The sequence below is a fragment of the Bordetella flabilis genome, assembly GCF_001676725.1.
In the GTDB taxonomy this organism is placed as follows: domain Bacteria; phylum Pseudomonadota; class Gammaproteobacteria; order Burkholderiales; family Burkholderiaceae_B; genus Bordetella_C; species Bordetella_C flabilis.
Genome location: NZ_CP016172.1, coordinates 3030226 through 3041890, shown reverse-complemented (window position 1 = coordinate 3041890; position 11665 = coordinate 3030226). Strand labels below are relative to the sequence as shown.

Genomic DNA, 11665 nt, shown 5'->3' with positions numbered 1-11665 from the left:
CCGTCAACCAGACGGCACTATAAGTAGTACTCGCCGGCGTTTCTCACGGTGGAAGGAAAAGGGCATATCAGCGCGCCATGGTCTTCCACGTAGTCAATCACTGCGTCGGGGCCAATGCGACCCTGCGGAGCCGGTACGCGGCGGCGCAGTGCTGCCGCGATGGACGACCTCGATGGGGAACGATTGGAAGGCCTCGTAAGCCTGCCCATTGAGCCGCGCCACCAATTGCGCGGCGGCCGCATGGCCGATTTCGGTGATGGGCGTACGTATGCTCGTCAGCCCCGGCGTCTGCGTCGCCCCAAGGTCCGTGTTGTCCACTCCCGTAATGGATATGTCTTCCGGTATGCGAACCCCAGCCTGACGGCAGGCCATCATGCCGCCGACCGCGAATACGTCATTGGTGGCGACCACGGCGGTAGGCGGCTCGGGCAATGCCAGTAGCCTCGCCATCGCGTCCTGCGCGGCATTCAGCGAGATCGGCGCGTACTGGACACAGGCCTCGTCCAGTTCCAATCCCTGTTCCGCCAGCGCTTGCCGCATGCCGGCGCCGCGCGTCAGGGCGCGGTCATTGCCGGGCAGCGGGGCGCTCAGCAGCCCGAAGCGGCGATGGCCCAGGCCGATCAGGTGTCGGGTGATCGCGTAGGTGGCGGCGTGGTTGTCGAAGCCGATGCTGGGGTGCCGCCGCAAGGGGTCCACGCCCCAGGTCAGCACGTAGGGCCGGCCATAGTCTTCCAGCAGCGCGAACAGCGCCGGGTCGTGATCCAGGCCCACGAAGACGAAGGCATCGACACCGTGCTGTATCAACTGGCTGGCGACGCGTACCTCGGCGGACAGGTCGTAATGCTGCTCCGCCAGCACCAGCGAGTACCCGCGCGCGTCCAGGTATTGATGAATGGCGCTGGTGGTGCGCGCGTAAAGGGCGTAATCGAAGGAGGGCACGACCGCCCCGATCATCTTGCTGCGATGGCTGCGCAGGGATCGCGCGGCGCCGTGCGGCACGTAGCGCAGTTTGGCGGCCGCTTCCAGGACACGCCGGCGGGTGTCGGGGTCGACCTGTTCGGGGTTGTTCAGCGCCCGCGAAACGGTGGCGGTGGATACACCGGCCAGCCGCGCCACATCCCGCGCCGCCGGGCGGCCTTTGGTTTCTTCACGGAGAGGGTCAGGGGGCAGTGCGCGCATGGCCCTGGATTATAGCCAGAATCACCATGGAATCGATTGCATCATAAGCAGAAGTAAGCAGCGCGGCTTCGGGAAATCACCAATGAACATCTATTGTGGTGAGACGCCGTGGCTGATAAATTCAATACGTAATCGATTACATGAAAAGCTCGCCGCACGGCATCATCGTGGCAAAAGGCCAGGGTGAGGACGTCGTCGCAAAAGGGCCCTTGAGGAGACGCGCGTGAAGAAACCTCCAATTCCCGTTCATCCCGATCACGTCAGCCATCCCGCACGCCGCACCGTGCTGAAACAGGCGGCCACGCTGGGCGCCCTCGCACTGGGCGGGTCGGCGATGCTGCCCCTGGCCACCGCCCGCGCGCAGCAGGCGGCGGGCGACATGGGCCCGTACCAGCAGGCCAAGATCAACTGGCGGCAGGCAGAGGGGGAGTCCATCACTGTCGCCGTGATTCCGGCCAGCTATTTCGACAACCTGGTCGACCTGGTCCCGCAGTTCGAGGCGCTGACCGGCGTGAAGGTGCGGGTGGAGAAGGTGCCGCCCGGCCAGATACGCCAGAAGGCCATGCTGGACCTGTCTTCGCGCACCGCCACCTATGCGACGCATGCCGCCGATCCCATGTATTACCCGCTGTATGTGGCGAATAAATGGGTCGAGCCGCTGGACCGCTATCTGGACGATCCCGCGCTGACGGACAAGGCGTGGTTCAACTACGACGATATCTTCAAGGCCTGGCGCGATGCCGATTCCATCGAGGGCAAGCCTTACGGTATTCCCTATGACGGCGAAGTAACGGTGCAGGTCTATCGCAAGGACCTGTACGCGGCCAAGGGCTTGAGGGCGGCGGAAACCTATGACGATCTGCTGGCCAACGCCAAGGCGCTGACGGATCCGTCCGCCCGCATGTACGGTCTGGCGTTGCGGGGTTTCGCGGGCGCCGGGCAGAACATGTATATCTACCCCTCGCTCTTCCGCGGCTTCGGCGGCAACTGGTTCCAGGGGTCCACGTTGAAGGTGGACAGCCCGCAGGCGGTCGAAGCCCTGGAATGGTATGTCAATGCGCTGGGCAAGTATGCCCCGCCGGCCGTGCGCAACTGGAACTGGCCGGATATCGCCGATGCGTTCTCCCAAGGCACGCTGGGCTGCTATATCGACGCCCATTCTTCCGCCGCGGTGATCAACAATCCGGATAAATCGCGCGTCGTCGGCAAGATCGCCTATGCGCGCTGGCCCAAGGGGCCGTCGGGCAAGCGCGTCACCTCGATCTGGAATTGGGGCTTTCCGATCAACGCGGCGCTGAAGCCGCGCGCGCGCACCGCGACCTGGCTCTTCATCACCTGGGCGGCCTCGGCCGAGACCCAGGCGCGCACCTCCTGGAAATTCAACGGACCGGCCAAGCGTTCCGGACTGAATCGGCTGTCGTCCTGGAAGTCGCCGGAGTTCGCCGCCGCCATGTCGGGCGCGGGCGACAACTTCATTCCCGCCGCGCTGGAATCGCTGGAGCACGACACCGACGTCGATTGGCGGCCGCGCGTGCCGCAATGGCCCGCCATCGGCGAGACCATGGCCACCGCCATCCAGTCGGCGCTGGTCGGCCAGAAAACGTCCAAGGAAGCCCTGGCCGAGGCACAGAACCGCATCGCGCAGATCCTGAAGAGCTGAGCGCCGCATGAAGAACGCGGAACACACGGCGCCCGTTGCCAGGACCGCGGCCCTGGCGGCGCCGCGCGCGCCTCGCACACTGGCTGCCCAGGAGTGCCGCTTCGCGCTGGTGCTGCTGGCGCCGGCGCTGCTGTTGCTGCTGGTCATCACCACGGCGCCCCTGGTCTATCTGGTGTGGAACAGCCTGCAGCGCATCGATATGAGCATGCCCTGGCTGTCGGGCTTCGCCGGCCTGGACAACTACGCCAAGATGGGCGGCGATCCGCGCTTCTGGAATTCCTTGTGGCTGACTTTCATCTACACCGGCAGCACGGTGATGTTGCAGATCGTCGTGGGTCTGTCGCTCGCTCTGCTGGTGTTGCGGATTCCGAAGGGGCAAGGCGTGCTAAGGGTGGCGGCCATATTGCCCATCGTACTGGCCCCCGTGGTGGTGGGCCTGTTCTGGCGCACGCTGGTGTTGGCGCCGGACGTCGGGCTGGTCGACATGGTGACGCGGGCCCTGGGGCTGGGCAGTTATAACTGGCTGGGCGATCCGCACATGGCGCTGATTTCAGTGATCGCGATCCATACCTGGCAATGGACGCCCTTTGCCTTCCTGGTGCTGCTGGCCACGCTGAGCACGCTGCCGGAGGACGTCTACGAGGCCGCGCGGCTGGACCGCGCCGGTCCATGGCAGCGTTTCGTGTACATCACGCTGCCCTTGATCCGCCCGGCCATCGTCGTGGTGATGATCATGCGCATGATGACGGCGCTGTCGGCCTTCGCGGCGATTTTCGCGGCCACCGGTGGCGGTCCGGGTTCGGCCACCGAGATACTGAACCTGTATGCCTATCGCACCTCGTTTTCGGAACTGAATATCGGCTATGGATCGGCCCTGGCGGTGGTGCTGATGGCGATTACCTTGGTCATTTCGTATTGCCTGTTCCGCCTGCGGAGGCCGCGATGAGCGCGCCGGCCGCCATGAAGGCCCGGGCGGGCAGGTTCGCGGCATGGCTGGGCGCCGCGCTGCTGCTGACGGTATGGGCGTTTCCCGTGCTGTGGGGACTGCTGACGTCTTTCAAGACCGAACGCGATGTGCTGGCCTATCCGCCGAAATTCATCTTCACCCCCACGCTGGACAACTACCGGGCGGTCATCTCCGGTTCGTCGTCCATTCTTCCCAACCTGTGGTCGAGCATGGTGCTGTCCACCTGGTCCACCGTGTTGACGATGCTGGTTGCGGTGCCGGCCGCCTACGCCCTGGCGCGGCTGCGCTATCCAGGCAAGCGCGTGTCGGGCTTTTACCTGCTGGCGACCCAGATGCTGCCGCCGGTGGGGCTGATCATCCCGTTCTACCTGGTGCTGCAGCGCATCGGCGGGATCGATACCTATAGCGGCCTGACGGCGCTGTACCTGACGTTCTCGCTGCCCTTCGCCATCTGGCTGATGGTCTCCTACTTCGAGGATATTCCCTTCGAAATGGAGGAGGCCGCGCTGCTCGACCGCGCCGGCCGGCTGCGCACGTTCTGGTACGTCATCCTGCCGCAGGTCAAGGGCGGTATCGCGGTGACCACCATCTTCGTGTTCCTGAATGCCTGGAACGAATTCCTGTTCGCCGTCGTATTGGCCGGCAATAACGTGCGACCGGTGACGGTGGCGATGTTCAATTTCATTTCGGTGGAGCAGACGCAATGGGCGCGGCTGGCCGCGGGCGCGATGCTGGCGATGGCGCCGGTCATCCTCATCGGCCTGGCGGCGCAGCGCCATATCGTCAAGGGGCTTACCGTGGGCGCGGTCAAGGGAGGGGGACGTCGATGAGCCAGGTGGGACGCGTGCGCATGCAGGGAATCGTGAAGCGGCATGGCGCGTTCACCGCCCTGCATGGCGTCGATCTCGACATACAGCCCGGCGAGTTCTTCGCGTTGCTGGGGCCATCCGGGTCGGGCAAGACCACGACCTTGCGCATACTGGCCGGACTGGAAGCCGTCAATGCCGGCCATGTGCTGCTGGACGACGCCGACATGACCCACGCGGCGCCGGGCGCGCGCGACGTGGCGATGGTGTTCCAGAGCTATGCCTTATATCCCCATATGACGGTGGCGGAGAACATCGGCTTTCCGTTGAAGATGGTGCGCACGCCGGCCGCCGAGATCGCCCGCGCGGTGCGCGAGGCCGCCGAAAAGGTCGATATCGCGCATCTGCTGGCGCGCCGGCCCGGGCAGTTGTCCGGCGGGCAGCAGCAGCGCTGCGCGCTGGCGCGCGCCATCGTGCGCAAGCCCAAGCTGTTCCTGCTGGATGAACCGCTGTCGAACCTGGACGCAAAGCTGCGCGTGGAGACGCGCGCCGAGCTGCGCCGGCTGCAACGCTCGTTGGGCGTGACGGCGGTCTACGTGACCCACGACCAGGAAGAAGCGATGACCGTCGCGGACCGGATGGCGGTATTCATGGAGGGCAGGGTGGTGCAGGTCGGCACGCCGAAGGAAATCTTCGCGCGGCCCGCGGATGTGAAGGTGGCGGCCTTTATCGGCACGCCGCCGATGAACATGCTGCCTGCCCGCCTGCAAGCCGGGCGGCTGGAGGTCGCCGGGGCGAGTTTCGCCGTGCCGACGCCGGCAGGCGCGCCGGCCGGCGACATCACCGTGGGCGTGCGCCCGGGCGACTTGCGCATCGATGTGGAAGGCGTTGTCCGGGACGGCATCGCGGCGACGGTGGAGTTCGTGGAAGACCTGGGCGATAGCGCCATCGTCAACCTGAAGGTCGGGGACCAGCGTCTGAAGGCACGGCGGGAGAGCGCGGCTGACCTGGCCGAAGGACAGGCGGTGCGCCTGACTTTCGCGCCGTCGGCGCTGCATATGTTCGACCGCGCAACGGGATTGAGGATCTGAACGGGGGCGCCCCGGATGAAGGGCACGGCCAGGTATACGGACTCGTGGCGCAAGGCGCCAGGAGCGATCACATTGCGAGCGAGGCAAGGATGAAAAGCGAAACGCAGCGTAAGCCCAATATCGTGCTGATCCTGAACGACGATATGGGTTATTCCGATATCGGTTGCTATGGGGGCGAGATCGATACGCCGAACCTGGACCGGCTGGCGGCCGGCGGGCTGCGCTTTTCCCAGTTCTACAACACGGCACGCTGCAGCCCGTCGCGCGCTTCCCTGATGACCGGCCTGCATCCGCACCAGACCGGCGTGGGCATCCTGACTTATGACTTCGGACCGGAAGGCTACGCGGGCAACCTGAACAAGCGTTGCGTGACCATTCCGCAGGCGCTGAAGGCCAGCGGCTACCGTTCCTACATGAGCGGCAAGTGGCACGTGGCGAGCAGCCTGGTCAAGCCCACGGACACGTGGCCGCTGCAACGGGGGTTCGACGCCTTCTACGGCACCGTCATCGGCGCCGGCAGCTTCTACGACCCGAATACGCTGACGCGCGGCAACGAGAACATCGAGCACGAAGCGTCGCAGGACAAGGAATTCTTCTACACCGACGCCATCAGCGACCAGGCGGCCGCCTATATCCGCGACCACTGCCGCGAACATCCGGATCGCCCGTTCTTCGAATACGTGGCCTATACCGCGCCGCACTGGCCTCTGCACGCGCATGACGAAGACATCGCCAAATACAAGGGCCGCTTCGACGCCGGCTGGGATGACCTGCGGGTCGAACGCCTGCGGCGCCTGGTGAACAGCGGCATCCTGAAGGACATCTGGAAGCTCACCGACCGCGATCCGACCCAGCCGCCGTGGGACGAAGCCCAGGAGAAGGCGTGGCTGCTGCGCTGCATGGAGGTGTACGCGGCGCAGATCGACCGCATGGACCAGGGCATCGGCCGCATCCTGGCCGCCCTGGAGGAAACCGGAAAACTGGAGAACACGCTGGTCATCTTCCTGGCGGACAACGGCGCCTGCGCCGAGGATATTCCTGAAAACGTGACGGTGGACGAGCTGGTCAACAAGCTCATGATCGCCAAATCCCATACCCGCGACGGCAAGCCGGTACGTTTCGGCAACGAGCCGTCCATCATGCCGGGGCCGGAAGATACTTACCAAAGCTATGGCACGGCCTGGGCCAACCTCTCGAACACGCCGTTCCGGCTGTACAAGCACTGGACCCACGAGGGCGGCATTTCCACGCCCCTGATATGCCACTGGCCGGAGGGTATCGCGGAGAAGGGCGGCATTCGGCATACGCCGGGTTATCTGCCGGACATCATGGCGACCATCCTGGATATCACGGGCGCGGAGTATCCCGCCGAGTGGGAAGGCAACGCCATCGCCCCCCTGGAAGGGACCAGCCTGCGTCCGGCCTTCGACGCCGACGCCGACGCCGACGCGGGCGCCGGCGCCGCCCGGCCGCCCATGTTCTGGGAGCACGAAGGCAATGCGGCGGTTCGCATGGGCAAGTGGAAGCTGGTACGCAAGTATCCCGGGCCCTGGGAGCTGTACGACATGGACGAGGACCGTACCGAGCTGCACGACTTGTCCGCCAGGCATCCGGAGCGCGTCCAGGATATGGCGGCGCGCTACGAGGAATGGGCGCGCCGTTGCGGGGTCATTCCGCGCGAGAAGATCCTGGAGCTGATGAAGCAGCAGACATCGCCGGCCTTCTGGGAAGAGGACTACGAGCATTGATGCCCACAGGGCCGCGGATACGTCCATGAATCATCCGCCCGGGAAATCCTGCTGCATGCCGTCCGGCGCGCCCGGGGCGGCCGACGTCAATGGGGCGGCCCTTTCCGGGGCGCATCAGGGGAATCAGGGGCTTCCCGGCTGCCATGGTGGTCAGGGGCCGCAGGATGCGCCGGATCGCCAGGTTCCCCAGGCTCTCCATCCGCCTCGGCGGCCCGATGCCCATCTTGCCCCCGATTCCCTGGTCCACCTGCCGGGCGGGGCATTCATGATGGGCGGCAACGACCGCGATGGCTTTCCCGGCGACGGGGAGGGACCGGCCCGCGAAGTGGTCATGAGCCCTTTCCGCATTGCGCCCACCGCGGTGACGAACGCCCAATTCCGCGACTTCGTGCGCGCCACGCAATACATCACCGACGCCGAACGCGCCGGCGCGTCCTTTGTGTTTTACCTGCAGGTCGCGCAAGCCGTCCGCGACGCCATCCGGCGCGTGCCCACGGGGTTGCCCTGGTGGCTACCGGTGGAGGGCGCCTGCTGGCAGCGCCCGGAGGGGCCTGGTTCGCATATCCGCGAACGTCTCGATCATCCCGTGGTGCATGTATCCTGGTGCGACGCGCAGGCCTATTGCGCCTGGGCCGGCAAGCGCCTGCCCACGGAGGCGCAGTGGGAATATGCCGCGCGCGGCGGCCTGGTGGGCTGCAAATACCCCTGGGGCGATGAACTGGAACCGGATGGCAAGCCGCGCTGCAATATCTGGCGCGGCGATTTCCCCGGCCGCCCCGCACCGGGATGGCGTCCCGGGACCTTGCCCGTGACGGCTTTCCAGCCGAATGGCCATGGCCTGTACAACATGGCCGGCAATGTATGGGAATGGTGCGAAGACTGGTTCACGCCGGGGTACCACGCCGAAACGGCCACGGTCGATCCGGTCCACGCCCAACCCACCGGACGCCGCGCCATGCGCGGCGGCTCCTTCCTTTGCCACGCCTCGTACTGCAATCGCTATCGCGTCGCCGCGCGCAACAGCAATACGCCGGACAGCACCTCGAGCAACTGCGGGTTCAGGGTGGCGGCGGATTAAGCCTGGCCCGCTTGCCGCCTGCCTGGGCAGGTCTGCACCGCGGGAACGCAGCCGTATCGGGACATGTCATCGCGTCGTCTCCCGGCGGCTTATGCCGCCATGCGTCGCGCCCAGGACAATGCCCGCCAGTATCAAGACCGTCGCCGCCACCAGGGGCGGCGCGATGGATTCACCCAGCGTCAGCGCCGAACACGCCAGTCCGAACGCGGGTACGCCCAGCAGGCCCAGTGAGGTCGTCGTCGCCGGCAGGATGCGGTTGACCGTCGTCACCGCCCAATATGCGAACGCGATGCCGAACACGCCGCCGTACAGCAGCAGGCCCATCAGCCGGGGGTGCCAGTCGATACGCGGTACACCCTCCATCACCAGGGCCAGCGGAACCAGCAGGCATGTCGCCAGCAGGGCTTGCCAGAAGACCAGTTCGAATGGCGGCGTGATCCACCTGTGCGCGCGCACGTAGAGGATGCTGGCCGCCCAGCACAAGGCGGCCAGCAACACGAGTGCGTTGCCCCACACGGCGCGGCCGTCATGCCAGTCGAAGGTGGATGGGTTGAAGATCAGAAGCAGCCCGGACAGCCCGAGCGCGACGCCCGCGACGCGTCGCCGGCTCAGGGTCTCGCCCAGCAAGAGGCGCGCGCCGGGCAGGACCCACAGTGGCGTGGTGTAGGCCAGCACCACGGAGCGTCCCGCGGGCACGAATTGCAGGCCGAGGCTGGCCAACACGGAAAACGCGGTCATGTGCAGTACGCCCACGCTCAGAATCACGGGAATGTCGCCCCGCTTGGGAATGACCAGGCGCCCACGGAGTACACAGATGGCCAGCAAGGCCACGGCGCCCACGGCCGAACGCAAAGCCACCAGCCAGACGGGCGGCAGGTCTTCCAGCATGGCCTTGCCTACCGGCCAATTCAGGCCCCAGACAACGGCCACTGCGACGAGGAGCAGCCACGCGCGCCGGGCAGAGGCCGGCGGCGCCGAACGGCCGCCTATGGCCTTCATGATGCGGCGCAGGCCCTTTGGCGGGGGCACGGCGAGGGGGGCTTTCATGACCATCGCGGGCCTCCTTTGCTTCACGTCGAACGCAGGATAGACAAAACGTGGCACCATTTGTAGGTCCACAATTGCGCAAATTCCTGGGGCCACGATGGACTACGCCGTCCTGCTATCCGCCTTCCGTGACGCTCACGAGCGCAGCGGGGTGAGCGCGAGCTCCATGCGCATGTCCCGGCAGGACATGCTGTACGCCTGCCTGCGCGCGGCCATCCTGGACGGCCGGCTACGGCCCGGGGCGCGCCTGTTGGCGAGCCGGGCGCTTGCCGCCGAACTGCGCATGGCGCGCAATTCCGTGCTGTACGCGTATGAACGATTGGAGGCGGAAGGCTTCGTGGCGGCCAGCCCGCAAGGCACCGTGGTCACGAACGTAGCCCAGCCGCCTCGTGGCCCATCCGACCGCGCCGCCGCAGCTGTACTGTCGCGTCGCGCCGAACATATTGCGTGGCCGGAAGACGGCATGGAAAACGTCCTGGCGTTCGCGCCCGGCACCCCGGCGCTCGATGCCTTTCCGCTGCAGCAATGGCGGCGCAGCGTCGACCGGGCCTGGCGCCACGCCGGGCCCGCGCAGCTCGGCTACATGTCCGTGGCCGGCAGCGCCGCATTGCGCCGCGCCATCGCGGGCTACCTGCGCGTTTCGCGTGGCTTGCGCTGCGAGGCGGAGCAGATACTCATTACCGAGGGGTCGCAAAGCGGCCTGGACCTGTGCGCGCGCAGCCTTGCGGACGCGGGGGACATTGTGTGGATCGAGAACCCGGGCTACCACGGCGCGCGCGCGGCCTTCCAGTTGGCGGGCCTGCGGCTGCGGCCGATACCCGTGGACGCCGACGGTCTCGCGCCCCGGCCGCACGACTGGCGCGAGGCGCCGCCCAAGCTGATCTACATCACGCCTACGCACCAATACCCTCTCGGTGCGGTAATGAGCCTGGAACGCCGGCTTGCGCTGCTGGCCCAGGCGCGCGCCGCGGGCACCTGGATTATCGAAGACGACTACGACAGTGAATTCCGGCATCCCGACATGCCGCTGTCAGCGCTCCAGGGCCTGGCCGAGGACGCGCCGGTGATCTATCTGGGCACCTTCAGCAAGTCGATGTTTCCGGCGCTGCGGCTCGGCTTTATCGTCGTGCCGGCCGTACTTGTCCCGGTCCTGGGCCGGGTCGCCAGGACACTGACCCTGCGCGGACGCGCCACGGAACAGTTGGCGCTCGCCGATTTCATGGAGACGGGGCAGTACAGCCGTCATCTCAGGCGCATGCGCCGCCTGTATCACGAACGCCGCTCCGCCTTGCAGGACGCCCTGGCCCGGCATGCGGACGATGTCCTGACGGTCTCTGCCGGCGCGGGGGGCATGCAACTGTCCGCCCGGCTCGACGTACCGGTTGCCGATACCGCGGTGAGCACGGAGGCCCGCGGGCGCGGGTTGGTATTGCGACCTTTGTCGCGTTTGTGCCTGCCCGGCACGCAGGACGGATACAACGGGCTGCTGCTGGGGTACGGCGCGGTGCCCGTCGAACGTATGGATGGCCTGGCCCGGCGCCTGCGCGACACGGTGGTGTCGGCTTTGCGGACGAAAGCAGCGACCTGAATCGCAGCCTTGGACGTCATCCGCCAAAAAAACATCCGTGCACCATCCAGGTGGATGGTGCTAAGATGGTTGCATGACGCCGAAACCTCCCACCGCCCGACCGCCGAAAGTCCCCGAATCGGAAAAGATCACCATCAACCTGGGATACGTGGACCTGGGCCAGATCGATCTTCTGGTCTCCGAGAGCTTCTACGCCAATCGGACGGATTTCATACGCACCGCCATTCGCAACCAACTGGCCGCGCACGGCGATGCCGTCAAGCAGGTCGTCGCCCGCAAGCTGCTGGTGCTGGGACTGCAGCACTTTTCCGCCGCGGACCTGGAATCCGCGCGCGCGGCCGGGCAGAAGCTGCACATCCGCGTCCTTGGCCTTGCCAGCATCGCCGACGACGTAACGCCGGAGCTGGCGCTGGCCACCATCGAATCCATCACCGTGCTCGGTGCGCTCCAGGCCAGCAGCCGTGTCAAGAGCGCATTGGCCACACGTATCCGCTAGAACAC

At 66.3% G+C, this 11665-nt stretch carries 10 protein-coding genes; 8 read left to right on the top strand and 2 right to left on the bottom strand.

Features of this window, described 5'->3' with window-relative positions; all coding sequences use genetic code 11:
* Nucleotides 1–93: 93 nt before the first annotated feature.
* On the bottom strand, nucleotides 94–1179 hold the full coding sequence (locus BAU07_RS13270; protein ID WP_066658442.1) for a LacI family DNA-binding transcriptional regulator: 1086 nt from the start codon (nucleotides 1177–1179) through the stop codon (nucleotides 94–96).
* 223 nt (nucleotides 1180–1402) lie between these two features.
* Here BAU07_RS13270 and BAU07_RS13265 point away from each other — a divergent pair, with 223 nt between their 5' ends.
* The 6 genes from BAU07_RS13265 to BAU07_RS13240 all read left to right on the top strand — a co-directional run bounded on the left by BAU07_RS13265 (nucleotide 1403) and on the right by BAU07_RS13240 (nucleotide 8529).
* The gene (locus BAU07_RS13265; protein ID WP_066658435.1) at nucleotides 1403–2839 is read left to right on the top strand and encodes an ABC transporter substrate-binding protein; all 1437 of its coding nucleotides are present in this window, start codon (nucleotides 1403–1405) and stop codon (nucleotides 2837–2839) included.
* Nucleotides 2840–2846: 7 nt separating this feature from the next.
* A complete protein-coding gene (locus BAU07_RS13260) occupies nucleotides 2847–3785 on the top strand; it encodes a carbohydrate ABC transporter permease (protein ID WP_084025713.1) in 939 nt (312 codons plus the stop codon).
* The gene (locus tag BAU07_RS13255; RefSeq protein WP_084025711.1) at nucleotides 3782–4636 is read left to right on the top strand and encodes a carbohydrate ABC transporter permease; all 855 of its coding nucleotides are present in this window, start codon (nucleotides 3782–3784) and stop codon (nucleotides 4634–4636) included. Before BAU07_RS13260 ends, BAU07_RS13255 begins: the two co-directional genes overlap by 4 nt.
* Nucleotides 4633–5703, top strand: coding sequence for an ABC transporter ATP-binding protein (locus tag BAU07_RS13250; RefSeq protein WP_066658433.1), 1071 nt, complete (start codon nucleotides 4633–4635; stop codon nucleotides 5701–5703). The genes BAU07_RS13255 and BAU07_RS13250 overlap by 4 nt, the downstream gene beginning before the upstream one ends.
* Nucleotides 5704–5792: 89 nt before the next feature.
* Entirely contained in the window at nucleotides 5793–7451 is a 1659-nt protein-coding gene (locus tag BAU07_RS13245) for an arylsulfatase (protein WP_066658431.1), read from the top strand.
* A 25-nt stretch (nucleotides 7452–7476) separates the two neighbouring features.
* Nucleotides 7477–8529 carry a formylglycine-generating enzyme family protein gene (locus BAU07_RS13240; RefSeq protein WP_198168794.1) on the top strand — a complete coding sequence of 351 codons (1053 nt, stop codon included), beginning with the start codon at nucleotides 7477–7479 and terminating at the stop codon, nucleotides 8527–8529.
* A 66-nt stretch (nucleotides 8530–8595) separates the two neighbouring features.
* On the opposite strand, the gene BAU07_RS13235 is transcribed toward BAU07_RS13240, so the two are convergent.
* On the bottom strand, nucleotides 8596–9576 hold the full coding sequence (locus BAU07_RS13235) for a DMT family transporter (protein ID WP_335617511.1): 981 nt from the start codon (nucleotides 9574–9576) through the stop codon (nucleotides 8596–8598).
* Nucleotides 9577–9673: 97 nt separating this feature from the next.
* Between BAU07_RS13235 and pdxR the strand changes: the two genes are divergently transcribed.
* On the top strand, nucleotides 9674–11164 hold the full coding sequence (gene pdxR, locus BAU07_RS13230) for a MocR-like pyridoxine biosynthesis transcription factor PdxR (RefSeq protein WP_066658429.1): 1491 nt from the start codon (nucleotides 9674–9676) through the stop codon (nucleotides 11162–11164).
* A 73-nt stretch (nucleotides 11165–11237) separates the two neighbouring features.
* Nucleotides 11238–11660: a CopG family transcriptional regulator gene (locus BAU07_RS13225; RefSeq protein WP_066658426.1), complete on the top strand. Its 423-nt coding sequence runs from the start codon at nucleotides 11238–11240 to the stop codon at nucleotides 11658–11660.
* Nucleotides 11661–11665: the final 5 nt, after the last annotated feature.